This window comes from Pseudotamlana agarivorans, from assembly GCF_018860245.1.
Classification (GTDB): Bacteria; Bacteroidota; Bacteroidia; order Flavobacteriales; family Flavobacteriaceae; genus Pseudotamlana; species Pseudotamlana agarivorans_A.
Window position 1 is genome coordinate 423,090 of the sequence record NZ_JAHKPD010000012.1, and the last position, 26,018, is coordinate 449,107.

18 protein-coding genes are annotated in these 26,018 nt (G+C 34.5%); 13 read left to right on the top strand and 5 right to left on the bottom strand.

Annotation, left to right across the window (positions count from 1 at the left end):
• Positions 1-421 precede the first annotated feature (421 nt).
• From KO493_RS08210 to KO493_RS08225, 4 genes are all read left to right on the top strand, one after another.
• Entirely contained in the window at positions 422-748 is a 327-nt protein-coding gene (locus KO493_RS08210) for a hypothetical protein (protein WP_216067456.1), read from the top strand.
• A gap of 124 nt (positions 749-872) precedes the next feature.
• The gene (locus KO493_RS08215) at positions 873-2,165 is read left to right on the top strand and encodes a DUF445 domain-containing protein (RefSeq protein ID WP_216067457.1); all 1,293 of its coding nucleotides are present in this window, start codon (positions 873-875) and stop codon (positions 2,163-2,165) included.
• A 174-nt stretch (positions 2,166-2,339) separates the two neighbouring features.
• On the top strand, positions 2,340-3,416 hold the full coding sequence (locus tag KO493_RS08220) for a Fic family protein (RefSeq protein ID WP_216067458.1): 1,077 nt from the start codon (positions 2,340-2,342) through the stop codon (positions 3,414-3,416).
• An 83-nt stretch (positions 3,417-3,499) separates the two neighbouring features.
• Positions 3,500-3,940, top strand: coding sequence for an iron chaperone (locus KO493_RS08225; RefSeq protein ID WP_252723185.1), 441 nt, complete (start codon positions 3,500-3,502; stop codon positions 3,938-3,940).
• A gap of 473 nt (positions 3,941-4,413) precedes the next feature.
• Here KO493_RS08225 and KO493_RS08230 read toward each other — a convergent pair whose 3' ends face one another.
• Together KO493_RS08230 and KO493_RS08235 are read right to left on the bottom strand one after the other, a co-directional pair.
• On the bottom strand, positions 4,414-5,961 hold the full coding sequence (locus KO493_RS08230; protein WP_216067459.1) for an Rne/Rng family ribonuclease: 1,548 nt from the start codon (positions 5,959-5,961) through the stop codon (positions 4,414-4,416).
• A gap of 423 nt (positions 5,962-6,384) precedes the next feature.
• Complete coding sequence (locus tag KO493_RS08235; RefSeq protein WP_013869848.1) at positions 6,385-6,675, bottom strand: HU family DNA-binding protein; 291 nt, start codon at positions 6,673-6,675, stop codon at positions 6,385-6,387.
• A 139-nt stretch (positions 6,676-6,814) separates the two neighbouring features.
• Between KO493_RS08235 and mutY the strand changes: the two genes are divergently transcribed.
• From mutY to gldD, 4 genes are all read left to right on the top strand, one after another.
• Positions 6,815-7,855: an A/G-specific adenine glycosylase gene (gene mutY, locus KO493_RS08240; RefSeq protein WP_216067460.1), complete on the top strand. Its 1,041-nt coding sequence runs from the start codon at positions 6,815-6,817 to the stop codon at positions 7,853-7,855.
• A gap of 148 nt (positions 7,856-8,003) precedes the next feature.
• The gene (locus KO493_RS08245; RefSeq protein WP_216067461.1) at positions 8,004-8,456 is read left to right on the top strand and encodes a single-stranded DNA-binding protein; all 453 of its coding nucleotides are present in this window, start codon (positions 8,004-8,006) and stop codon (positions 8,454-8,456) included.
• A 50-nt stretch (positions 8,457-8,506) separates the two neighbouring features.
• Positions 8,507-9,814, top strand: coding sequence for a gliding motility-associated protein GldE (locus tag KO493_RS08250; protein ID WP_216067462.1), 1,308 nt, complete (start codon positions 8,507-8,509; stop codon positions 9,812-9,814).
• Positions 9,811-10,392 (top strand): gliding motility lipoprotein GldD, encoded by a 582-nt coding sequence (gene gldD, locus KO493_RS08255; protein WP_216067463.1) that lies wholly within the window; start codon positions 9,811-9,813, stop codon positions 10,390-10,392. Before KO493_RS08250 ends, gldD begins: the two co-directional genes overlap by 4 nt.
• A 279-nt stretch (positions 10,393-10,671) precedes the next feature.
• Here the strand turns inward: gldD and KO493_RS08260 are convergent, their stop codons facing one another.
• Positions 10,672-11,289 carry a heavy-metal-associated domain-containing protein gene (locus KO493_RS08260; RefSeq protein ID WP_216067464.1) on the bottom strand — a complete coding sequence of 206 codons (618 nt, stop codon included), beginning with the start codon at positions 11,287-11,289 and terminating at the stop codon, positions 10,672-10,674.
• A 285-nt stretch (positions 11,290-11,574) separates the two neighbouring features.
• Here KO493_RS08260 and rplU point away from each other — a divergent pair, with 285 nt between their 5' ends.
• From rplU to KO493_RS08285, 5 genes are all read left to right on the top strand, one after another.
• Positions 11,575-12,069, top strand: a complete 495-nt coding sequence (gene rplU, locus KO493_RS08265) for a 50S ribosomal protein L21 (RefSeq protein ID WP_216067465.1) — start codon at positions 11,575-11,577, stop codon at positions 12,067-12,069.
• 25 nt (positions 12,070-12,094) lie between these two features.
• Entirely contained in the window at positions 12,095-12,355 is a 261-nt protein-coding gene (gene rpmA, locus KO493_RS08270) for a 50S ribosomal protein L27 (protein ID WP_013869859.1), read from the top strand.
• Positions 12,356-12,506: 151 nt separating this feature from the next.
• Positions 12,507-14,075, top strand: coding sequence for a tetratricopeptide repeat protein (locus KO493_RS08275; RefSeq protein ID WP_216067466.1), 1,569 nt, complete (start codon positions 12,507-12,509; stop codon positions 14,073-14,075).
• 156 nt (positions 14,076-14,231) lie between these two features.
• A complete protein-coding gene (locus tag KO493_RS08280; RefSeq protein WP_216067467.1) occupies positions 14,232-17,069 on the top strand; it encodes a TonB-dependent receptor in 2,838 nt (945 codons plus the stop codon).
• Between the two features lie 182 nt (positions 17,070-17,251).
• Entirely contained in the window at positions 17,252-18,262 is a 1,011-nt protein-coding gene (locus KO493_RS08285) for a phytase (protein WP_216067468.1), read from the top strand.
• A 429-nt stretch (positions 18,263-18,691) separates the two neighbouring features.
• Here KO493_RS08285 and KO493_RS08290 read toward each other — a convergent pair whose 3' ends face one another.
• Together KO493_RS08290 and KO493_RS08295 are read right to left on the bottom strand one after the other, a co-directional pair.
• Positions 18,692-20,980 carry a BamA/TamA family outer membrane protein gene (locus KO493_RS08290; RefSeq protein WP_216067469.1) on the bottom strand — a complete coding sequence of 763 codons (2,289 nt, stop codon included), beginning with the start codon at positions 20,978-20,980 and terminating at the stop codon, positions 18,692-18,694.
• A 24-nt stretch (positions 20,981-21,004) separates the two neighbouring features.
• Positions 21,005-25,966 carry a translocation/assembly module TamB domain-containing protein gene (locus KO493_RS08295; protein WP_216067470.1) on the bottom strand — a complete coding sequence of 1,654 codons (4,962 nt, stop codon included), beginning with the start codon at positions 25,964-25,966 and terminating at the stop codon, positions 21,005-21,007.
• Positions 25,967-26,018 lie beyond the last annotated feature (52 nt).

The window sequence follows — 26,018 nt, forward strand, 5'->3', positions numbered from 1 at the left end:
TAGATGTTAACAGGACTTTAGGGTTTTTAACAAAAGTTTTAAAGATTAAGTGTTTATTTGATGATATTGAGTGGGAATCTCGTTTTACTATTTGAATATGCTATAGGGTGTTCTAGCTTTTTGCATTTTAGATTCATGTGTTATGTGCAAGCTGAAAAGCGAGAATAATTGAGGAAAACGATTTACATCATTGCCTTGATTTTACGGATGATCGGAATACCATAATTTGTAATTATGGCATTTAATTCAATGGTCAGTTTGAAATATGAAACACGTGAATTGACTGATTGCATTTCACTCGTTTCTGGGATTGACTTATGCAACGCAATTAGAACTTTTCACATTTTAGAAATTCTTTGTTGGCTAACAATTATAGGTCTTTTGATTTTCAAAAAATGGATTTTAAAATAAAAAAGAGAGCATGAAATTTAAAATATTAATATGTTTATTATTACTTGTAATTAGTGCTTGTAGCGAGGAAATTGAGCGAGAAAAATATGCCAAATTAATAATTGAAAAAGTAGAACAATTTAAAACGGAAAAAAACAGATTACCGAAAAATGCGTCTGAAATTAGACTGATTGAATTAGAAGACAGTAAAGCTTTTTACGAGAAAAAAACTGACTCAACTTATATAGTTTGGTTTGGATTAAGTCTTGGAGAATCTAAAATTTATTATTCAACAACAAAGGATTGGGCAGAAGGCGGAAAAAAAAATAAAACCAGCACACAACAAATTCGTATATAATTTATTGCTAGTTCTAGCCTGCTCACGAAAATCCTCTTATCCAGATAGCTATCGAGGTTATGTTTGGTTTGTATTTGCTAAATTTGGTATAAGTAACCAACCACTGATCGCTAAAAATAGATTCATGAAAAAAAATAAATTAGGAAACCGCTCATTGGCTATTGCTGTTATTTTAATGGTAACTGCCCTGGTTTTAAAATACTATAAAATATATGAAGGGAATACCCTTGAAATTCTGCTAGCTGGTTTTGAGGCTGCAGTAGTTGGTGGAGTCGCCGATTGGTTTGCCGTACGGGCACTTTTTCAAGAAATTCCTATTCCAGTGGTAAAGAAACACACCAATATTATCGTGAAGAGTCGTGAGAAATTATCGGCGGGAATTGTGGATTTGGTGAATAACGAATGGTTGTCTAAGGAGATGATACGCGATAAAATTTCTGGAGTTTCTTTGGCTAAGCCCATTGTTGATTATTTAATGGAAGATGATAATCAGGAAACCATTAGAAAAACATTAAAACCAGAATTGGAAGCTCTAGTTTTAAAGTTAGACCATGAAGATGTTGTACATACTCTAGAAGGACTTATTAAGCCCGCAATTAAAGGGAATAACTTGGCGGTACCACTTGGGAACTTGTTAAAACAAACCGTTGCGCATAAGGATCATTATGGTGTACTTCAAGTGTTTTTAGAGGTGCTTAAAGAAAAAGTAGGATCAGCGTCGACTTTAAGTTTTTTGGTTGCCGAGGTTCAAGTGCTGGTAAACAAGCAAAAAGAAGGTTCTCCAATAAAAGGCTTGTTGGTTGGAGCTGGACAGGTTTTAGGGGCTATAAAACCACAACGCATTGCAGCAGGTATACAGGAGCAGTTAGTAGAGCTTATTGAAGACATACAAAAGGAACCTGAAACACATAAAATTATTGTGGCTTTAGATGCGCAACTCCATGAATATGGAGCCCGTTTAACTTCTGGCGACGAAAAGGCCCAGGCTGATGTAAATCAATTTGGTGAACAGTTTTTAGAGCGTTTGGTAGATTCTGGAGTCGTAAAACAGGGGTTATCACGCCTAAAAAACATGATAAAAGAAAATTTGTTTGATGGTGAAAACGAATACACACTGCTTGTTAGTGACAAGGTAAATGATGCGCTACAAGCCTTTCATGACGATAGGTCTAAAATAGAGCAAACCGATGCTTGGTTGAAAGCAACAATACTTCAACTCATTGATACGCACCATCATAAAATAGGGGAATTGGTAGGTGAGAGTTTACAGAAATTATCGAATGTTGAATTGGTGAAACAAATTGAAAGCAAAGTAGGTGAGGATCTTCAATACATTCGTTTAAACGGTGCCATTGTGGGTGGTATTGTAGGGATGCTTATTATGGTTATTAAGCTTTTTGTTTTGGATGTGCATTAAAAATCAGAGAACATGACAAAAATTATTTCTAATTCGAATTGTGGAAATTCACCAAAAATGAGTTTTATAAAGAATCCTTAAAAATCTTATCACTTACTTTTTATATGTAAAGAAAACTCAATTTTCTTATCAAAAGAATTATCTTTGTATAGAAAAACGCATTTTCTTATCATAATGAATAGCTTCAAACTGAAAAAACTTCCACTAGAAAAAGACATTGAGACGAAAACTGTCTTAAAGAAACTTAATGAAGCTCATAGAGCCTTAGCTGAATTAAAAGGTTTAATATCAAGTATTCCTAATGAACACATTTTAATAAATACATTAGGTCTTCAAGAAGCCAAAGATAGTTCCGAAATTGAGAATATCATTACTACCCACGATGACCTTTATAAGGCTGAATTAAACCTTGACGGCTTAAAATCATTAGATGCTAAAGAGGTCCAAAATTATATTTCTGCATTGAAACTAGGATATTCATTAATTTCAAAAAGAAATATATTAACAAATAATAACATTATTGAAATTCAATCTGAACTTGAAAAAAATAATGCAGGGTTTAGAAAAGTCCCTGGTACTTCTTTAAAAAATGGAACTACAGGCGAAGTCGTTTATACCCCTCCTCAAGATTACGAAACGATTAAAGAATTAATGACTAATCTAGAAGAATTTATTAATGACGACTATTTATCTAACTTTGACCCTCTCGTAAAAATGGCTATAATTCATTTTCAATTTGAGAGCATTCATCCTTTTTATGATGGAAATGGAAGAACAGGTAGGATAATAAATGTTCTTTACCTTGTAATGAAAGATTTACTCGATTTGCCTATTCTATACCTTAGTAGATACATTATAGAAAATAAAGCTAAATATTACGAACTACTACAAGATGTAAGAGATTCAGGTAATTGGGAGAATTGGTTATTATATATTATACAAGCTGTAGAACAAACATCAAAACAAACAATTTCTGTAATTAAGGAGATTCAAGTTTTAATGTTAGACTATAAACATCTAATAAGAAATAATTATAAATTTTATAGTCAAGATTTGTTAAACAACCTATTCCAACACCCTTACACCAAAATTGAATTTATAGAGAAAGAGCTAGGTGTCTCAAGAATAACAGCCGCTAGTTACTTAAATAAATTAGCAAAAGACGGAATATTGATTAAACAAAAATTAGGAACAGCAAATTATTATATCAATCACAAATTATACACTATTCTAACAAACAAAGTACTTTAGCCAACAATGCCTATACTTAATACGGGTTATTGCGCTTAATCCAAAGTTGGTTAGTATTTGCTAAGTCCACCAAACCTTTTGATTTGGCAAAGTGTTTAAACGAAAATTATTTACTTTTAATTCCCGTACTAAGCATAGCCGAGACCGTTGTGAGTGGCGCAAATCAGTTTATATCAGTTGAAGAAAACTTTGACTCGCAACCAGAGGAGACAAAACGTATGCTATCGGAATTAAAGGCCTGCATTCTAAAAGCAGCACCTAAGGCCAGTGAATTACTCAATTATAATATTCCTGCTTATGCGTTGATAGAAGGCGATAAAAGGGAAGCGCAATTTATGATTGCCGGTTATAAAAATCACGTTGGGTTTTATCCGCACCCAACCACCATGGAGCAGTTTGATTTAGAATTAAAGTCCTATAAAAAAGGGGAGGGTTCGGTTCAGTTTCCATTAGATAAGCCATTGCCAAAGGAACTTATTGTTAACATGGTAAAATATAGAATGGCTTTGTTAGGAGCGTCGTAAAGCTAAACTTCCAATACTATTTTGCGTTTTTTTTATAAAAAGACCCTTCAGGTTTTCAAAACCTGAAGGGTCTATGCAACGTTTTAGTTGAAATATAGAAAATAGAATTTCTTAATTTGTTTGCTTTCTTTTAAAATTTCAAAACATATTTTATAAAAACGCCAACCCGCAATAGCGATTGCAGCGGCATCCTTTTTTGTGCTGTACTAGAAGTTTGTTTGAAGCTGAAAAATATGAAATTCGAGCAATAGTTTGTTGTGTGCTGAAACATGAAAAGCACAAAAAAGATACAGCGGAAAGCGCGGTGCTTTGCAATTGCCCAAAAGCTATTGTTGGATATAGAAATAATATGAAAGTTTGCCATTTCTAGGAATCGTGGAACCTCATGAATAATTAAAAGATTCTTTAGGCGTAACGCTTTCTGAACGACAAACAAAAAACCCCTAGCTAAATGAATAGTAAGGGGTTTTAGGTTATTTAATTTGATTACCATCTTTATCGAAAAAGTGGTATTCTAGATATGTGTAAGCATCTCTTGGTAATATTTTCACCCATTTTTTATGTTCTAAAAACCATTTAGAACGTATAGATGGAACACCTTTTGTTAAGAAGGCTGCTATAAAAGGATGTGTGTTTAGGGTCACCTTTTTGTAGTCTTTTTTGAATAGTTTTTCAAGATCGAAGTTTATCTTTTGCACGATTCCAATTGGGGCTTCTACTTCGGCTCCGTTGGTAATGGCATCTGGGTTTTCTTCGCGTGTTTTAATGTTCATTTCTGGACGTACACGTTGTCTTGTAATTTGTATCAATCCAAATTTACTTGGAGGTAATATTTTGTGTTTGGCTCTATCGTCTTTCATTTCATCGCGAAGATGATTAAAAAGCTTCTGCCTATTTTCTGCACTGGTCATGTCTATAAAATCGACTACAATGATACCGCCCATATCACGTAAACGTAATTGTCGGGCCATTTCCGTAGCTGCGATTAGATTAACTTCTAGCGCGGTATCCTCTTGATTGTTGGCTTTGTTAGAGCGGTTTCCGCTATTTACATCTATAACATGTAGGGCTTCGGTATGTTCAATTACCAAATAGGCGCCTTTTGCCATAGAAACGGTTTTGCCAAAGGAGGTTTTAATTTGTCTTTCGATTCCGTGTTTTTCGAAAATCGGAACGTTTGACTGATACAATTTCACTATTGATTCTTTTTTTGGTGCAATTTCTTGCACATAATCTTTAATTTGATAAAAAAGCGTTTCATCATCAACATGAATACTTGTAAAGGTATCGTTGAATATATCTCGTAGAATAGAAGAGGCTTTATTCATTTCTCCTAATACTTTACTTGGATGATGTGCTTTGTGTAGCTTTTTACACATTGCCGTCCAGCGACTAAGCAAATTTTGTAAATCTTTATCTAGTTCTGCTACTTTTTTGCCTTGTGCTACAGTACGAACAATAACGCCAAAACCTTGAGGAGTAATACTCTTTACCAAGCGTTTTAAGCGGTCCTTTTCTTCGCGATCTTCTATTTTTTGAGAAATAGAAATACGATTAGAAAAAGGTACTAAAACAATATATCTTCCGGCAATAGAAAGCTCTGAGCTTATTCTAGGACCTTTGGTAGATATAGGTTCTTTTACGATTTGTACCAATAGCGATTGATTTGATTTTAAGGCGTCAACTATTTTGCCGTCTTTATCAATATCTTTTTCAAATGGGAAATTTTTTAAAGAAAATTCTTTTAGTTTACCTGTGCTTACACGTTTTGTGAATTTTAAAAGTGAAGGTAATTTTGGACCTAAATCATGATAATGCAAAAACGCATCTTTCTCATAACCTACATTAACAAATGCAGCATTTAGTCCAGGAACAGCTTTTCGTATTTTGGCTATAAACACATCGCCAACAGAAAAGTCGTTACTATCTTCATCCTTTTGTAATTCAATAAGTTTTCCATCTTTTAATAAGGCAAAATCAACATTGTCGGAACTAGATCGAATGATCAATTCTTTATCCATGGTGTTAATTTTTATCCATACAACAAAGTTGAAAGTTGTTTGATATAGGTTGAAAAGTATTAAACTAATAACCAAAAACAAACAACTAACAACTATAGCGTATAGATGGATTATACATTATTTTTATCTGGTGAATGAACACCAGACCACAGGATTTTTTAAATCCGTGGAGTTTTATAAAACTATTTAAAGTCTTAAAAACTCATTTCAAAGAACTCGTTGTTTTTAAAATCAAAAAAAGTAGTTAATCTAACTACTTTTTTGATTTATTTTTTCTTCTTGTGACGGTTAGCGCGTCTACGTTTCTTACGTTTGTGCGTCGCTACCTTATGTCTCTTACGTTTTTTACCACTTGGCATAAATAGTGTCTTTTTAAATTAATAATTCGTTTTAATTGCTGAATCGCATTCAGCATATGCAATCTTATTTAACGTCTACATTCGTTTTAACGCCTTCAACAAAAACTTTTGCAGGCTTAAATGCAGGGATATTATGAGCAGGTATTTTAATAGTTGTATTTTTTGAGATATTTCTACCAGTTTTCTCAGCTCTTGTTTTAATAATGAAGCTTCCAAAACCTCTTAAGTAAACATTATCACCAGCTTCTAAAGAAGTTTTTACTTCTTCCATAAATGTTTCAACAGTTGCTTGAACATCACCTTTTTCAATTCCTAATTTCTCAGAAATTTTTGCTACTAAATCAGCCTTCGTCATTTTTAATATTTTATTATGGGTTACTATAAATTCTAAAAGGGATGCAAATATAAGGATTAAATATTCAATATTTCAAACCTAATTCACTTAAATTTAATATTATAAACGTTTATTTTTACGCGCTCTATTTAAATTTTGTATGACATTTTCAAAAAAGCTAATTAATTGGTATTCAGTAAACAAGCGTGATTTGCCATGGCGAGAAACGAAGAATCCTTATCATATTTGGTTGTCTGAGATTATTTTACAGCAAACACAAGTGAATCAGGGGTTACCATTTTATGATGCTTTTATTACTAATTTTCCGTCAGTTTTCGATTTGGCTGCTGCAGAAGAGAGCGAAGTTTTAAAATTATGGCAAGGTTTGGGGTATTATTCACGCGCTAGAAATTTACATGCTTCTGCAAAATATGTTGTCAATGAGTTGGATGGTGTTTTTCCAAATACATATAAGGACTTATTAAAATTAAAAGGTGTTGGTGATTATACGGCCAGTGCTATAGCTTCTTTTTGTTTTAATGAAGTAGCTCCTGTGGTAGATGGCAATGTGTATCGTGTGTTGTCGCGTTATTATGGTATTGATACGCCTATTAATTCGTCAAAAGGGGCTAAGGAATTTAAAGCTTTGGCTCAAGAGCTTATAGATGTAAAGAACCCTTCCGATTATAATCAGGCCATTATGGAGTTTGGCGCCATACAATGCAAGCCCAAAAGCCCTGAATGTGTTGTTTGTCCGTTTCAGGAGTCTTGCGTCGCTTTCAATACTAATAGAATTGGTGAGTTGCCAGTAAAAATCAAATCCGCGAAAGCGAAAAAGAAATATTTTAATTTTTTAGTTTTTATTGATGATAATGGTAACACCTTATTAGAGAAGCGAGAGGGTAAAGGCATCTGGCAAAACTTGTATCAATTCCCTTTAGTTGAATCTAAAAGTAATTTGGATGCTGATGCTTTTGAAACCGAGTTGCAGGCGCATGACCTGGTAAAGGGGCAAGCATATAAATGGAGTCAATATAATAAGGAGCCCATTGTTCATAAATTATCACATCAACATTTATATACTACGTTTTGGGTTGTGAATATTAAGGCGTTAAAAACAGAGGTTATTCCAGTGGGACGTATTCGGGATTATGCGGTTCCTATATTGATAGGTAATTTTATTGAAAGCTTCAATTTTTAGCGTTTTTTGAAACCTATTATATGTATGGTGGTTGGCATAGAATTTCTTATTTTCGAGGCTTAAGGTTTAAGTCGTCACATTTTTTTCTTAATTTTAAAATCATGTGAAGCATTTAAACTAATTTTGCTTTCTAATTTTAAAACAAATTATGTCAGGTACGTTAAATAAAGTGATGCTTATTGGGCATTTAGGTGATGAAGTGAAAATGCACTATTTTGAAGGTGGTAATTGCGTTGGGCGATTTCCATTAGCGACGAACGAAACCTATACTAACAGACAAACCAATGAGCGCGTAACAAATACCGAATGGCATAATATTGTTGTTAGAAATAAGGGTGCTGAAATTTGTGAGAAGTATTTAAGTAAAGGTGATAAAGTTTATATTGAAGGTCGTTTAAAAACCAGAAAGTGGACGGACGACAAGGGGTTAGAGCGGTATTCTACCGAAATTCATTGTAATGATTTTACGTTTTTAACCACGAAGAAAGAAAGTGGTTCTAATACAAATTCAAGTCAAGCTGCGCCACAAAAAGCTGAAATTCCAGCCAAACCAATTAGCAAACCTAGCGAAGAAGGTGCTGAAGATGATCTTCCATTTTAATTTGAAAACTATGATTTTTCAAGATTTAAGTCTAACTAAACCAATAGCCATTGGATCCTGACCCTGCCAGTTTAATGTCCTTAATTATAGCCAAAGACCTTCCGGTAGTGCTTGGCTTTATTTTATTATTTGTGCTTTTGGTGTGCTCTGCGCTCATTTCTGGGGCCGAAGTAGCGCTCTTTTCTTTAAATAGAGGAGATGTAGAAGGCGGCGGCGAGCAAAAATCAAGGCGCATTGAAATTATTGAAAAACTTTTAGAACGTCCTAAGAAATTATTGGCCACGATTTTAGTTGCTAATAACTTTATAAATATTGCCGTGGTTATTTTATTCGCTTTTTTGGGGGATATTATGTTTGGCCATTTGGCAAATCCGCAGCTTAAATTTATAATTGAGGTTGTTGTCGTTACTTTTTTAATTTTATTATTTGGTGAAATATTACCAAAAATTTACGCGAGCAGAAATAATTTGAAGTTTGCCGTTTTTATGGCGTACCCTTTAAAGGTGTTAGACTTTTTATTATCTCCAATAAGCTTACCTATGCGTAGTGTAACTTTAGGAATACACAGTAAACTAGGGAAACAAAAATCGAATATTAGTGTTGATCAACTATCACAAGCATTAGAGCTTACCAGTGAAGAGGACACAACCAAAGAAGAGCACAAGATTTTAAAAGGTATTGTATCCTTCGGGAACACCGACACGAAACAAGTTATGCGTCCGCGTATCGATATTTTTGCTTTAAATATGGATCAGAAATATGCCGATATTATGCCAGAGGTTATCGCGAATGGGTATTCTCGAATTCCAGTGTACCGGGATAATATTGATACCATCGCGGGGATTTTGTATGTGAAAGATTTACTACCATACATTGATAGAAAGCAATTTGATTGGACGAGCTTATTACGTGATCCGTTTTTTGTTCCGGAGAATAAAAAATTGGATGATTTAATGACCGAATTCCAAGAGAAAAAGGTTCATTTGGCTGTTGTGGTTGATGAATATGGCGGAACTTCAGGACTAATTTCTTTAGAGGATATTATTGAAGAAATTGTAGGGGATATTAGTGATGAGTTCGATGATGAAGATTTAACCTACTCCAAGTTAGATGATAACAATTATGTTTTCGAGGGGAAAACAGCTTTAAAAGACTTTTATAAAATTATCAAGATTGAAGACGAAACCGTTTTTGAATCTAATAAAGGTGAAGCAGAAACCATCGCAGGTTTTGTTTTGGAGATTTCAGGAAGTTTTCCAAAGCTAAATAGTAAAATAAATTTTGAAAATTACGTTTTTACAATTGAAGCTTTAGATAAAAAACGCATCAAGCTTGTAAAATTTACAATTATAGAATGACAAAAATAAATTTTCTATTAGTACTTGTGGTTTGCTTTTTTTCATGTGAAGAAGATTTGCTACCTAAACCTAAAGCCTTTTTAAGGTTGGAATATCCAGAAGCAAAGTACGAAGGTTCAAAATTTGATTTGCCTTTTTCTTTTGAAATCAACACGCTTGCGACTAAAGTGAAATCTCAAAAAGTACGAGGCACAACGGAAAGTTATGGTGTAAACTTAGAGTATCCCACTTTAAAGGGTACTTTGTTTTTAACCTATAAGTCTATTGATAACAACGAAAATAATCTCAACGATTTTTTAAGAGACGCCCAGAATTTTACTCAAAAACACACTATAAAAGCTGATGAAATTCCAGTAACCCCTTACGAGAATTATAAGCGCAAAGTTTATGGCGCTTTCGCGGAAGTTAAAGGCGATGTGGCCTCTCCGGCACAGTTTTATGTCACCGATAGTGTAAAGCATTTTTTAACCGGCTCACTTTATTTTTACGCCAAACCAAATTACGATTCTATCTTGCCGGCAGCAAATTACTTGCAGAAAGATATTAAGCATATTATGGAAACCGTAAAGTGGAAGTAGTTTATTGTTAAGGGAAAAGTTAATTATGAAAAATTGAGCGTGAAACGTGAAACGCGGGCTTTGTTTTACGTTTCGACTGCTTGCTTTAAATTGAGTATTTGGCTTTTCTTTGAGGGAATCAAGATTCAAGATACAAGAATCAAGACGGTATAAAATTGCTTGATTTGTAAAAGTAGTGCCCCCAATAATCAATAATAATTAGTCAATACTAAATGCGTTCCCCTCGAATACACAAATAAACGTATAAACGATTAACCCGAAATAATAATAAATAATTAATTAAGCTTCTTTCTCCTTACAGCACGCTTCTTTACAGTCTATTTTACAAGCCATTTTTTCACCTGCTTTGATTCCTGCTTTGCAGCAGTCTTTTTCGCAGCCTGGCTCACAAGCTGTTTTCGTTTTGTTTGCACAACACGCTTCTTTGCAATCTGCTTTACATGCCATTTTTTCTCCAGCTTTAACGCCGTTTTTGCAACAATCTTTTTCGCAGCCTGGTTTGCAAGCTGTTTTAGTTGCAAAATTTTCAACGGTTTTCATATCGGTAACCGAATACGTATCAGATACGCCAATAACGGTTTTTTCTAAAGATTTTGGGTTAACTTTAGCTACGTCATATTCTACCATAGCAAGTTCTTTTTCAAAATCTACAGTAGCCGATTTTACGCCATCCATTTTAGAGATTTTCTTTTGAATAGTTGCTGCACATCCCATGGCACAAGTCATCCCTTTGATGGTAAATTCCGCTTTAGCGTATGTCGCATTGGGGTCTAATTCATTTGTTGATGTTGTTGCAGTTTCAACTTCTACCGTTTTAACTTCGGCGTTTTTGTTTTTACAACTAAATGCAAAAGATGTTACTAGCACAAGTAGTATAAGGTGTTTTATTGTTTTCATGAGTTTAAGTATAAGTTATTTGTCGCAAAGCTAATAAAATAAGCGATTTAATATGATAAAATGCTAGGTTTGTCATTGTTAAATATTTTGAAAAGGGACTTCAAAATCAAGTAAATCAGGTTTTTAAGAGTTTTATTTGTGTTTGTTTATACTGTAGGGGGCTCTCGTATTTTTAAAAGTTTAAAAAATAATTGGCTATGAAGACTAAAACGTTTGTAGTTTAATTAATTAGGCGTATATTTGCACTCATTTTTAAACAAAATTAATTAATAAAAACGTTACGCTATGTACGCAATTGTAGAGATAGCAGGGCAACAATTCAAAGTTGAAAAAGACCAAAAAGTTTTTGTTAACCGTTTACAAACTGAAGAAGGTAAGGAAGTTTCTTTCGACAATGTTCTTTTAGTAAGTGATGGTGACAATGTAACTGTAGGCGCCCCAGCTATAGACGGAGCTCAAGTAGGAGCAAAAGTCTTAAAGCACCTTAAAGGTGATAAAGTTATAGTTTTCAAAAAGAAAAGACGTAAAGGTTACCGTGTAAAAAACGGACACCGTCAATCTTTAACGGAAATTGTAATTGAAAGTATAGCTACTTCGGGAGCTAAAAAAGCTGCCAAAGCAGAGAAGAAAGCAGAGCCAAAAGTTGAAGCACCAAAAGCTGATGATACTCAAGATTTGAGTAAATTAACAGTTGCTGAATTAAAGACTTTAGCTAAAGAAAAAGGAATTGAAGGAATTTCTTCTATGAAGAAAGCCGATTTAATAGCTGCTTTAAGTTAATTTTAAAATCTAAAATCGAAATAAAATGGCACATAAAAAAGGAGTCGGAAGTTCGAAGAATGGTAGAGAATCAGAATCGAAACGCTTAGGTGTTAAGATTTTTGGTGGTCAAGCAGCTATTGCTGGTAACATTATCATAAGACAACGTGGTAATACACATCACCCAGGTGAGAATGTATACCAAGGAAAAGATCATACTTTACACGCTAAAGTAGATGGACTTGTAAAGTTCACAAAGAAAAAAGATAACAAATCTTACGTTTCTATCGAGCCTTTCGAGGCTTAAGAAATATTTTCTTAAAGTATAAAAAGCCCTTTCTGTTTTCAGGAAGGGCTTTTCGTGTTTTCTTTTTTTAATATAATCATGTTCTTAGCATGATGTTTTGTTAATGTTCATGGGGTTATTTAGCATCCTTTTGTTAAATAAAAATAGCACCGTGAATTTTATTAAATACCTACTTATTATTTCCTTTTTCTGTGTTAATCACTCCCTAAAGGCACAGGAAGAAACTTCCGTTTCTCACGAACTTAGAATCAAAGCACTTAAAAAGCGCCTAAATGCGGCCCAAAAAGCTGAAGATTCCTTAAAAATGGCTCAAGTTTATGTGAAGCTTGCCGATTTTTATAAAAACTTGAACTTGGATAGTGAGGCCCTTAAAAACTATCATGTTGCTCAAGAGTATTACGTTAAAAAGGATAGCTTCTACATTTATGCGAACAATCAAATTGCAGCTATTCACCACAATCTGAAACAATTTAGAGAAGCTAAACTCTATTTAGATCAGAGTATTGAAATTTCTAAAAAGATAAACTTCCAGAAAGGTTTAGCTACGGCCAATTCCTTATTCGGTGGGGTAGCCGAAAAACAAGGAGCCTATCAAAAGGCCTTGAGATATCAAAAACAAAGTCTTGAAATTTTTGAGACCCTTGGCAATAGTACAGGACTCGCCACGACTTATGAAAATATGGGAAGTATCTACGAAGATTTAGAGCAATATGATTTGGCCCACACTTATTTTCAAAAAGCATTCGACTATGAAAAGGCCGAAGCTTCAGATTTAAAAATTAATATTATCAATAACCTTGGTGATGTGAACAGAAAGCAAGGCCATTTTGAAAAATCCCTAGAATATACGCAACAGGCTCTAAATTTGGCCAAGAAAACTAAAAACGTGAGTCAGAAAGAGAGCGCCTTAAAAGATTTGGCGAGAACTTATGCTGAGATGGGCCAGTTTAAAAATGCTTACGATTTCCTGTATCAACAAAACACTTTAAACGATGAAGATTTTAAACGTCGAAACGCCGATTTGGTTAGTACCATGGAAATTCTTTATCATGTTAAAGAAAGCGAAGGGCAATTGGTACTGCTCAAGAAACAAAATCAAATTAACGAAACCCGTCAGTTTGCTATTTTAATTTCGAGTGTTGCCATGTTTTTGATGTTTGTTGTTTTGTTTATTTATATGAAGAAACGTAAAAGACAAGAACAAGAAATATTGGAATACAAACAACAAATACTTCAAAAGGATTTAGATGCTAAAACTGCTGAGGAAGAAGCCTTGAAAAAAGAAATTGATATTAAAATTTCTGCACTCACAAATTACAGTTTAAATATTGCGCATAAGAATAAGCTACTTTCTGATATTTCTAAAACCCTGACCAATTTAAAAAGTAGAAATGGCGAATTTGTAAAATCTAAATTAGAAGATCTTGCTAAAGAAATCGATTTTGATCTTGTTAATGGTAATGAATGGACCGAACTTATGGGGTTCTTTGGTAAAATTCACCCTGATTATTTTAAAAATTTAAAAGAAGCAGTTAACATGGAGTTGTCGGCATCAGAATTACGACTTTGTATGTTGTTACGTCTAAATTTGTCTTCAAAAGAGATTGCGTCTATTCTTCATATCACCCCCGATAGTGTTCGTATTGCGCGATATAGGCTGCGAAAAAAGTTGCCTATCGATTCTAAAACCGATTTGCAAGGCTATTTGCTAAATCTCTAGAGGTGTTTTATAATCATAACGCGAATGTTACCGGTGTGTTAATGTTGCTATCCTATATAGCCTGTTTTAGGGCTTAAGTTACCGTTTGTTAATACTTATTTCAGTTTGAAACGGCGCTTGAAACCTAGATTTGCCCCACAAACTAAAAATATTTAAATGATGAAAAAACAGTACGCATTATTATTAACTATAATATGCTTTTCATTTTTGGGATTTGCTCAAAATGGAAATATTCAAGGAAAGGTGATCGACGAAAATGGTCTTTCTGTCCCTTTTAGTAACGTTATAATTGAAGCCTTAAGTAAAGGGAACCTATCTAATGAAGATGGTAAATTTACGATTGTAGGTGTGCCAGAAGGAAAACATGCGATTAAAGTAACTTATATTGGGTATACCACTGCAGAAAAAAACGTGACTGTAACAGCAGGTCAAACTGCAGAGGTGACTATTGTTATTCGTCCTTCGTCTGTAGCTTTAGAAGATGTTTTAATTACAGGGTACAATAGCGGACAAGCTAAAGCATTAAATGCACAGAAAAACAAAGCGAACATTACTAACATTGTATCTACCGATCAAATTGGTAAATTCCCAGATGCTAATATTGGTGATGCGGTTAAACGTATTCCAGGTATTACCATGCAGGTGGATCAAGGGGAAGCTAGAAACATTATTGTACGTGGTTTAGCACCGCAATTAAATGCGGTAACTTTAAACGGAAGTCGTATTCCTTCAGCTGAAGGCGATAACAGAAACGTTCAAATGGATTTAATTCCTGCTGATATGATTCAACTTATTGAAGTGACTAAAGCATTAACACCAGATATGGATGCAGATGCTTTAGGTGGTGCTGTAAACTTGGTGACAAGAACATCTCCTGAAGGGTTCAGATTATCGGCAACTGCTGGTTCTGGAGTTAATGCCATTTCTGGGAAAAGAATTTTAAACGGCGCTTTTTTATTAGGCGATCGTAGTAAAAATGATAAGTTCGGATGGATGCTTGCTGCGTCTATTAACGACAACGATTTTGGTTCTCATGATGTGGAAGCTGAATGGTCTAATGAATTTGAATATTTCAACGGAACAGATGTTGAAACCGTTGATGTTGATCCGTATACTAACGTTTACGAGCAACGTAACTACATTGTTCAACGTGTGAGAAGAAGTTTTTCGGCAAACTTTGACTACGACTTTGATAACAACAATAGCATTTACTTAAAAACCATATATAACTGGAGAGACGACCGTGAAAACCGTTATGTTTTAGAGCACGGTATTTTAGATGGGGATGAAATTGGAATTGGTGATTTCACGATTGAAAACAACGTACCTACGCGTTTCCCAGTGGAAGTGATTAGAGAAACTAAAGGTGGTATAGATAATAACAGAAACAAAAATACCCGTTTAGAAGACCAACGCATGCAAAACTACAGCTTAGGTGGTGATCACTTGGTTGGAAAATTGAAAATTGATTGGATGGGGTCTTTTGCAAAAGCTTCAGAAGAGCGTTTAAACGAACGTTATGCGGTTTACGAAAATGAATACATCATCAACAACGATGTGTCAAACATGAGATATCCTTTATTTACAGCAGAAAACCCTGCTGATGCTGATGATATGTCTGCTTTTGATTATGGAGAAATTACAGAAGAAAATCAATACACCGAAGAGCAAGATATTAATACCTTCTTGAACTTTGAATTGCCTTTAGATTTATTCGGACAAGGAGCTGGTACTTTAAAATTTGGAGGTCGTGGACGTTTCAAAAATAAAAATAGAGAAAATGACTTTTTTGAAATCGACTTGAAAGCCATGTACCCAACACTTGCCGATGTGCCTACCAAAGATTTAACAAGTTCCGATTATTTAGTAGGAAGCAAGTATAAAGCGGGCTATTATGCCGATAACGCGTGGTTAGGAAGTCTGAATTTGTCAGGAGGAGATCCTGTGCCAGACGAATATTTACGTGAATACTTTGATGTAAGTGAAGATGTGTATGCCGCTTACATCATGGCTAATCAAAAAATCACAGACAAATTAAGTATGATTGTAGGTTTAAGAGTTGAAAACACAAACTTAACCGCTACCGGTAACGAAATTGAAGATGAAGATACTTTACTTGGTGAAGTGACTAGAAAGAGTTCTTACACTAATGTACTTCCTGGTGTGCACTTTAAATTTAATGCTTCTGAGGCTACGGTATTACGTTTCGCTTGGACCAACACTTTAGCACGTCCTAACTATGTAGATATTGTACCTACAGTTGATATTGTTAAAAGTGATGATGAAATTTTCATTGGAAACCCAGAGCTAGATCCTACAACTTCTATGAATTTTGATATCATGGCAGAGCACTATTTTAAAAGTGTTGGGATCATTTCTGGTGGCGCATTTTATAAAGACATCAAAGACTTTATATACACGTCTCAGTTTGAAACTGAAGATGATGCTTTCGGTCCAGGAACTACTGGATACGATGTGTATCAGCCTGTAAACGGTGATAAAGCTTCTGTATTCGGATTAGAATTTTCATTTCAACGTAATTTAGATTTCTTACCTGGTTTTGCTAAAAACTTCAGTGTTTATGCCAACTATACTTATGTAGCTTCTAGTACTGATGGTATTAGAAATGAAGATGGTGAAGAGCGTGAAGATTTAGATTTACCTAATACAGCACCAAACTTATTTAACGGGTCTTTAGGGTATTCTGATAAGAAGTTTAGCGCAAGACTTTCGGCTAACTTTTCGGATGCTTACATCGATGAAATTGGAGGAAATGCTTTTGAAGACAGATACTACGATGAGCAATTTTTCTTAGATTTCAACGCCGGATTTAATATCAACAGTAACTTAAGTATCTACGCTGATGTAAATAACATAACTAACCAATCGTTACGTTATTTCCAAGGTGAAAGCGATAGAACAATGCAAACCGAATACTACGGAGGACGTTTTACTATTGGTTTGAAGTATGATTTAATTAAAAGAAAAAAATAACAAGATATAACTAGGGTTGTTCTTAAATATAAAGACTATTTGTGTTATTTCGAGGAATCGAGGAATCTCATAAAACATTAAGAGATTCTTCAGTCGTGCCTCCTTCTGAATGACAACATCAAAATATTTTTGCTTTAAAAGAATTTACGAACAATTCACATACTACCTTATAAAATATATAAATGAAAAAAATACTTTTATTAACAACCTTGATTGCAGTAGCGACATCTTGTGGAAAAAAACTCCCGGAAATTGCGCCAGATGTAATTACTGAACATACTTTACATGATTCTGATGATCCTGCCATTTGGATCAACCCAAACGATGCTTCAAAAAGTATCATTTTTGGTACCGATAAAAATACCGAAGGCGCTATTTATGCTTTCGATTTAGACGGAAAAGTTATTGAAGATAAAACCGTTCGTGGCTTAAAGCGTCCGAATAACATCGATTTAGAATACGGTTTTAAAATCAACGATTCTACAGAAACAGCTATTATTGCTTTTACTGAAAGAGAACGTAAAGTATTCAGATTGTATGCTGTTCCAGAGATGATTCCGTTAGATAATGGTGGTTATTCTTTGTTTCAAAATGCGGTTGAAGAAGAAGGCGATTCACCAATGGGAATTGCGCTTTATAAATCGGCCCTCTCTAACAAAATTTACGCGATTGTTGGTAGAAAAAACGGGCCAGCTGATGGTTATTTACATCAATATGAATTGTCTAGCGATAGTTTAGGAGTGCACGCCAAATTGGTAAGAGAGTTCGGGAAATTCAGTGGTAAAAAAGAAATTGAAGCCATTGCTGTAGATAACGAAAATGGTTTTGTGTACTATTCTGATGAAATGCACGGGGTTAGAAAATACCACGCTGAACCATCAAAAGGTAACGAAGAGGTGGCTATGATTGGTAGTGAACATTTTGAAAGAGATATTGAAGGTATCGCTATTGCAAAATATGAAGACCGTGGTTTTCTTATTGTTTCTAATCAGCAAGCACACACGTTTTGCATTTTCGACCTAGAAACACTTGCTTTTATTAAGGAACTTAATTTAGGTACAGTTGAAACTGATGGTTGTGATGTGACTACGGTTGCTTTAGGTGACAAATTCCCTAACGGCGTATTTGTTTCAATGAATGATGATAAGAACTTTTTCTTTCATGATTTAGCGAAGTTGAAACTTACAGAATAAAACATATTTAGAGTTTAGTAGATCGCCCCTTCAGGTTTTTAAAACCTGAAGGGGCTTTTTGTGACGTATCTAGACAATTTAGATATAAAATTTCACAGGGCTCTCTTGGGAATTTTTAAGACACAGATTGCACTGATTTTCACAGATTTTTCAAGCATTTGATCTTTGCGCCTTTGTGCCTTTGTGAGATTTTTTTTTAGTCATAACTGTTCTCGACTCCGCTCGAACACCGTCTCTGAAGTTGTTTGTTTATGGTGTTCGAGCGGAGTCGAGAACCTGTATTCTTTATAATAAAATCTGAACATTTATTTCAAAATCGTTTGGTTACTTCATAGAAATCGAACTGATAATTTGTGTGGTTTTTAAAGCCGAATACTAACCTAACCCTATTATGTTATATTCGGCTTTTTTAAATGAAATTTGTATGGTTTAAAACGGATAACCAATGGCGAAGTTTAATACTGATTCCTGGGTATCAATGTTATAGCGTTCACCTTCATCTAAGGCTGGATTATGAAAAGGCGTTGCTAAATCCAATCGAATTACAAAACCTTGAACATCCACACGCAATCCAATACCGGCGCCCATACCTAATTCTTGAAGAAAGGAACTTGTGAATTTTCCGCCAGGTAAGGAAGGGTTTTCAATAGAATTCCAAATATTACCAGCATCCACAAAGACTGCGCCCTTGAAAAATGAGTAAATAGGGAAACGGTATTCGATATTGGCTTCTAGCCTTATGTTACCTGTTTGATCGTAGTAGGTGTCGTCCATCGTGCTTCCGTCAAAGGTTCCAGGGCCTAAAGAACGAATTCTAAATGCACGTACACTATAAGGTCCACCAGCAAAATACTGTTTCACATTGGGTAAAATGGTAGAGTTACCGTAAGCAATACCATAACCCGCAAAAATTCGACTTGCAAGAACATGGTCTTTCTTAAATTTATGGTGGTAGTAAATATCAACATCGGCTTTGGCGTATTGCGCGTATTCTAATCCGAATACTTCATTCGGACTCCCATCTGGATTATCCTTGTTAAACAAGCTTAATGAGTTTCCTGCAATATCTAATTTGGTGTTGAAAAATATTTGATCGCGTTTACGGGTTTCTAAAAGCCCGTTATAGGTAAAGGAGAAGGTTAGGCCACTAATAAATTCTTGTTCAAAACTATCCTGCATATACGGGTTGTCCTTAAGTATTTCCTTGAAGGCATCGGTGATATTTGATGGTTTTGTGTAGCTAATAGTTATTGGGTTAAGCTCATAAGTAACCACCTTGTTGGCATCCCAGGTATAACCAAATAGCGCCGAAGATGAAATCAAACTGAAGTAGCCTTTCCGATCTAAATAATCTAGACTTAAAGAGGTCTTTGTTTTAGGGATGTTGTATTTGAAAAAATGTGGTCCCACTTTTATAGGAAATATAATTCTAGGAAATATGAGCTCACCACTTAAACCAAGTTGGGTACTGCTAAATTTTTCGGTTTGGTCACTGCCTTTTGTGAATTGCGCTTCATATCCAAATTTGGTGCTTATTTTTAAGGTTTCGCCACCATGAAAAACATTTCTGTTAAGAAAAGATAAGTCCAATGCAGGGCCCGTAAAATTATTTGATTTTGTGACGGCTTGAATCTCTGCTTGTATCGATTTTTTGTTAAGTGGCGATAAATAAATATTGGTTTCTAGTTTTCCTATGCTATCTGTAAGCGCCGAGTCGACTTCCTTATATTGAATATTCACAAACTTATAGGTGCCAATTTGTGATAATCTTCTTGCTGTGTTTTTAGAATTTTCAGCGTTGTATTTTTGACCTTCTTCAAGTGTTACAAAAGGGTCCAGGTACTTTAATTTAAAAAATAATTCATCTTGATAATAATTTTTTTCCTTATACCTCTCAGGAGTGATATTTGCTGTGTCAGATTCTAAATTATAATGGGTGTAAATATTTATTTTAGAGATTTTATAAGGCACAATAGCCGCTTTCGGGGTTTCGTCCTTCAGTTTTAAATATAAATCGAAACGTTTATTTTTATACTGGTTGGTGTCTGCTTCAAACAATAAAAACCTTTCGTTGAAATTATAATAGCCTATTTGTTTTAAAGATAAATCAATGCGTTTGCGTTCATTTTGCATTAAGGGCAAATCAAAGCGCATATCTTTTTTTAAGATGGTTTTATCTAAACCTGATTTTATATTATGTCCTATAGGTTGCGGAAGACTGTCTAAAGTGTAACTTTCCATTTTATAGGGTAGTGCAACAACTACTTTGTAGTCTACCGAAGTTTCTTTTTTATCTTCATCTTTTGTTACTTCGGAAGAGGAAGAGCTGTAAAAGAACCCGCGATTGTCAAGTCTATTAAGAAGAAGAGATTCAACTTCAAAAGGTTTAACGTTACTTTGGTAAACGGGGTCTTCTCCAAAGTTTTTATAAAGCCATTTATTTATAAAACCTGGGTGTTCTTGTTGGTTCTTATAGTAGAAATATAGTCCTAACGGCATCCCTAGAATTTTTCCATTAGGTTTAGGAGTAATAGAAATTACCGAATTAAGGTTAGTTTTAATAATCTCCTTTGTTCTGTCCTTTAGCAAAGAGTCGCTTTCTATTTCAAGCGTAGCACCAGTGTAGAGAAGTTCGCCCTCGGGGATGTATCTCGTAACACTACAGGCGTAGCATAATACGATTAGGGAGCATAAGACTAAAAGATTTTTAAATGTCATTTTTAAAAAGATACTATAATTTGGTTAGTCTTTGTTTCTAGTTTCTTCTGATGGTGTTACTTTTTTATCATTATCATCATCATCATCATCATCATCACTTTCTTCTTCTTCTTCTTCTTCTTGTGAGGCCTTAAACATGGCGTCCCAAAGTTCTCTATACTTATTGAATTCTTGAGTAAATGCAATTGCTAAACCTGTAGCAATTGTTTGTCCTTCAATAATATTTTCATACTCGTTTTTTCTAAAGCCTTTAAGTTTGTAACGCCCATCTTTCGTTAATAAATACTCCAAGTTAACATTACCTATTAATGGAGTAGATTCTCTTCCGTCAGAATGCCCTTGTACCTCTACTTCGCTACCTACTTTTACAATTAAACGGTCGTGAAATAGTTTTTTCTGTGCAGCAATATCTAAATTGGTTCGGTCTTCTGGAGAATCACCTTGATAGTCAGTGTAGCTATTAAGTCCGAAATCTAAATCAAAGCCAGAGTTTCCTAAAAGCTTATCTGAAAAGACATTTAGTTGATCGGAAAGTGCGCTGGTTAAATTATCTCTCGCAATGGCACTAAAACCACCTTCACTTCCGTCATTACTGGAATCGGGATAAAACCTGTTTAAAACTAAAAGAGAGAAGACCTGCTTGTTTAAAGCATCTGGTTCCTGGTTAATTTGTTGAACCCTCCCGTAAACTTGTCCGCTAATAGCACCTTGTTCATCTTCTGGCATGTCTAAATTAAACGATATTTCAGGAGCTGTAAGTTCACCATCAATATTTAGATACACATAAAAAGGTAAAACCTGTTGGAAGCGTGCCTGTTCAGAAAGATCAACTCCAGACGCGGCAGAGGCCATTAAACCTGTTGCAGAGGTTTTAACATTGTAAACCGCTCTAATGTCCATGGCGGCATTAAATGGGTTTCCTGACCAAGTGACTCTACTTTCTGGTGCAAGATCGAAGTGTTTATTTACTAAATTATATAAACTCATTTCATAATGGCCGCCAGAAACATTGTATACGCCCGCAAGGTTCATTTGTCCGTTTGGTTTCATAGTAAAATCAAATTCACCTTGACCATACACTTTAAAGTTGTCGTTTGTTTGCTCGTTTATAACGATAGTAAATGTTGCATTATCACCCACTTTTAAATAACTGGAAATATCAAACCCTGTTAGCGTGGTGGTTTGATCATTGGTTTGTGTTAAAATTGGATTAATCTCATTACGGTTTACAAAACGCACAATACCGTCTCGTGATTCTATTTCTGCCGAAGAAGTAGGCATGATATAAGTGACATCTGTTTCAGAGTCTACGGTAAGTTTTAAATCTACCTTAGGAATTTCTAAATCACCAGTAATTTTGGCATCAGCATCGAATACAAGCTTTCCATAAAGTATCTCATTATCCTCTTTTGTAGCATTTAATACTTGAAAATTTTTGGCGTTTAGGCTTAAATCAAATGTTGGGTTTATATAAGATTCGGTACCTATACTCCCTGCGATATCAAACGCGTTACTGTTCTCATCTTTTAATGTGAAATCGGTAAAATAGATGCCTTTATTATCAATTTTTAATGTTTCATCCATTAACGCGAAAGCTGAGTTTAGCTTACTGATTTTAAATTTAGCATTGTTGAAACTTATGGTGCCATTATAATTGGGGGCTTCTGTTGTTCCATTAATTTTAAATATGCCTTTGAAATAGCCATCTGTTTCTACAACTTCACCATCGGTAAGCCCTTCCAGAGCATGCATGTTAAACTTGTTTAAATTTATATCTAAATCTAAATTGGCCCCGTGGTTCTGGGGTTTATAGTTTCCTTGAAGGTCTAAATCGATATCTCCGCCAGATAAGGTGCTTTCTAAGGTGTAGTTGTTTTCACCTTGAGATTTTCCTTGAAGACTTAAAGTGCCCAAGTTCATGGCTTTTATTTCCAGTTGTAAAATATTTAAATCGGCTACAATACCAGGGTTTTTTAAGGGGTCTTGAACAATAAAGTGGCCGTTTAATTCACCCTTAGCGATGGGTTTTTCAGGGTTTAGATAATTGAAGATTTCTTTTAATTGGAAGTTTTTAAAAGTAGCCGCTATATGGTCTTTCTGTATTTTGGGAAGCTTATTGGTAATATCAATAGATTGATTGTTCTTAGAAATATTAAAGTTGTTAAAAGTTACCTGATCTTTGTTATAGAATACGGCATTATCACTTGGAATCGTCCACTTTTCTTTGTTTATTAGGACCTTCTCAGGTAGAACATGAAGATTCAAACTATCTCGATGCCCAGATATTACTGCTTGAACATCCGATAATTCTTCACCTTTGTAGGTAGCATTTAAATCTAAGTGTAGTTCATTGTTTTTTTGTATGCCTGTTATTGTTGATGTTGGAAGTAATAACGGACCGGCATTCACTTCTTGAAATCCTAAATTAAAATTAAACTTTTCTTCATCGGTATTCATAGCGAAGGAGAGACTGTCAATAGTGTTATTAGAATAATTAATATGAGGAGCGCTTATGTAAGCTAAAAGTTTACGCTCTTTTTCATTAAAATCGATGTCTATATTAATGGTATCCATGTCTTCTAGATTCACTAAAAGGGCTTTATTGATAACCTCAGAATTGGCCAGTTTTGCTTTAAACTTGATTTTAACAGGATTTTTTAGTGTGTCTAATACGCTGGTTCTACTGTCTCTGTAGAAATAACTAAAAACATGGTTTTTTAAAGCTTTGCTAAATATTTTTGGACTTGTATTAGACTGTAAATCGATATTAATGATTTTGTTTTCTACAACCACCGATGTGGTGTCTGGCTGAAGATGTGCCACGGCTTTTAAGTCGCCTATTAAAAAGGAATTATTATCGTAAACTAACACCCCGTCGTTTAATAAAGCATTGGCATTAAAAGCCGTGGCGTCACCTTTGAAATCAAAATTTAAAACAAAGGCTGTTTTCATATCTTGATTTGTTAATCCTAATTTTTGAAGGTTAGCACCTTTTAAATTAAGTTTAGCCGAAAGAGCTGGAGCCACAGAATCTAAAATAACATGGGCCTTTAAGTCAATATCTATGTTCTCATCCTTGTAATCGGACGTGATATCGCCTTCACCATTTTTAATATCACCATCAAGTTCAAGTTCTGAAATCTCGTAATTGTTATAGGTAAAATCATTGATAACAATTTTGATTAAAGCGTCAAGATTGTTAATTGTCTCACCTTGCCCACTTGCCTCTACATGTGTTGTTAATGTTCCGAATGTTGAATCGTTAAGCAATTTGTTTAATTCGTATTCTTCTACGGTAATCTTTGTGTTGAATTTTATATTATCAAAGTTTTCAAATTCTCCCTCAATAGTTGCAAAACCTTGGTCTGTTGCTAATTTACTGTGCGTAGAGATCCCTTTTAGCGACCCTGCAATACTACCTGATAAATTAATGCGACTAGGAATGTTTATTGTAGAGTCTTCAATTGCAACAAAACGCTGGATATCTGGTTTTTGAGTGATAAAGGTGTAATTCGGGATGTTAAATTTTAGCGCATCTGTATTGGTGCTGTTTTTAACCCTTCCTTTTGCTGAAATTTTTGTTAAATCGCCCCAGTGTACATTCAAATTTGGTATTTCAATATCTGAAATATAGCCTGTGGCCTTTGCGTTTCCGTAAAGTGTCTTTTTACTTAATGCTAATAAGTATGCATTGTTTTTTAAATCGGGTTGAAAGAAAAATAAATCATTAAAATCAAAATTGAATTTAGAAAGCAATACGTCTATTTTGGAGTTTTCCGGTGTTTCCATTAAGGCATTTAATTCGGAATACTGCATCTCGAGGCGCCCAATAATATTATCGTTATTTAGTGCAACATCTAAATTTTCAAGTGATAGTTTTTTATCACCAAGTTTTGTTTGCAAATTTAAGTGCTTTAAATGCAGTCCAGAACCTTCCTTAAACTGTCCTTTTTCAACATTTAGGCCAACGCCTCCTTTAGTCATGTAAAGGGAATTTGCAATTAACGTCAAGTCTGTAAATGCCAAAGCATCGGCGTTAAAGATGCCTTTTTGCACTTTGCTATGGTTTACAAAATAGCTGAAGTTATTATTTTCAATTTGTGCGTCTTTTACTGAAATATCGTAATCTGGCCATTCAAATTTTCCTGATGATTCTGGGCTAGGGGTGCTTACGACCTCTGTACGATCCAGATTTATTGTTGAATTAGTTAATAGTATGTCATCCAAGGCGATTTCGCTTGTGGCCAAGTTGATTATCGAATTTTCTGCTGAAAAATTATTGATATTTGTCCTTAAATCTAAATGTACTGTGTTCGAATTGTAGTGAACTTTAACGTTATTTAGGGTGAATTTTTCAACTAAAAATTTTGGAAGCGTACTGCTTGTGGTGTCGTTGTCTATAATTTTAGATTTGGTTTGAATTACATCTATTTTAGCTTGGGTGATACTAGCTTCAGGCGCTTCAAACAGCATGGCATCTAGATCCATGGTTTTTAAATCTAGAATTAATTCTTCAAATTTAGCTGAGCTATTAATACCTAAAAGTTCATCATTAAAGGATAGTTCAAAATCTTTTAAATCGAGGTTCCTTAACATGAATTTCATGCTAGATGAAGTAGTATCTGTTTCAACCTCAACAGTCGTCGTGTCTTGCGAAGCAAATGCATCGATTAAAAAAATAAAATTATAACCTTGAATGGAATCTTTTCGCCAAACATGCGCGCGTACACCTTCCCAATCTAAACCATCAACACCAATGCTATTGCCAGTAATTAGTGGGATGAGAGCAATATTTGCTTCTAAGGATTTGGAATATAATAAAGTGTCTTTCTGCTTGTCTTCAAGATAAATACCGGTAATTTTTATATCGCCATCAAAGGTTAGAAACAGTGATTCGATATCTATTTTTGTTTCGGTTTTAGAGGACACATAATCAAGTGCTTTATTTTTAATGAAATTTTGAGCCCAAGGTGTTCTTATAACCAAAACTAGAATTATAAAAAAAACAATTAATCCAATAAAAACCCTGCCAAGACGT

Bases quoted from the DNA above. Each gene is read 5' to 3' on its own strand.
- KO493_RS08280 (WP_216067467.1), top strand. From the start codon at position 14,232: ATGATGAAAAAACAGTACGCATTATTATTAACTATAATATGCTTTTCA.
- KO493_RS08260 (WP_216067464.1), bottom strand. From the start codon at position 11,289: ATGAAAACAATAAAACACCTTATACTACTTGTGCTAGTAACATCTTTT.
- rplU (WP_216067465.1), top strand. From the start codon at position 11,575: ATGTACGCAATTGTAGAGATAGCAGGGCAACAATTCAAAGTTGAAAAA.
- KO493_RS08245 (WP_216067461.1), top strand. From the start codon at position 8,004: ATGTCAGGTACGTTAAATAAAGTGATGCTTATTGGGCATTTAGGTGAT.
- rpmA (WP_013869859.1), top strand. From the start codon at position 12,095: ATGGCACATAAAAAAGGAGTCGGAAGTTCGAAGAATGGTAGAGAATCA.
- KO493_RS08220 (WP_216067458.1), top strand. From the start codon at position 2,340: ATGAATAGCTTCAAACTGAAAAAACTTCCACTAGAAAAAGACATTGAG.
- KO493_RS08230 (WP_216067459.1), bottom strand. From the start codon at position 5,961: ATGGATAAAGAATTGATCATTCGATCTAGTTCCGACAATGTTGATTTT.
- KO493_RS08235 (WP_013869848.1), bottom strand. From the start codon at position 6,675: ATGACGAAGGCTGATTTAGTAGCAAAAATTTCTGAGAAATTAGGAATT.
- KO493_RS08210 (WP_216067456.1), top strand. From the start codon at position 422: ATGAAATTTAAAATATTAATATGTTTATTATTACTTGTAATTAGTGCT.
- KO493_RS08215 (WP_216067457.1), top strand. From the start codon at position 873: ATGAAAAAAAATAAATTAGGAAACCGCTCATTGGCTATTGCTGTTATT.
- mutY (WP_216067460.1), top strand. From the start codon at position 6,815: ATGACATTTTCAAAAAAGCTAATTAATTGGTATTCAGTAAACAAGCGT.
- gldD (WP_216067463.1), top strand. From the start codon at position 9,811: ATGACAAAAATAAATTTTCTATTAGTACTTGTGGTTTGCTTTTTTTCA.
- KO493_RS08285 (WP_216067468.1), top strand. From the start codon at position 17,252: ATGAAAAAAATACTTTTATTAACAACCTTGATTGCAGTAGCGACATCT.
- KO493_RS08290 (WP_216067469.1), bottom strand. From the start codon at position 20,980: ATGACATTTAAAAATCTTTTAGTCTTATGCTCCCTAATCGTATTATGC.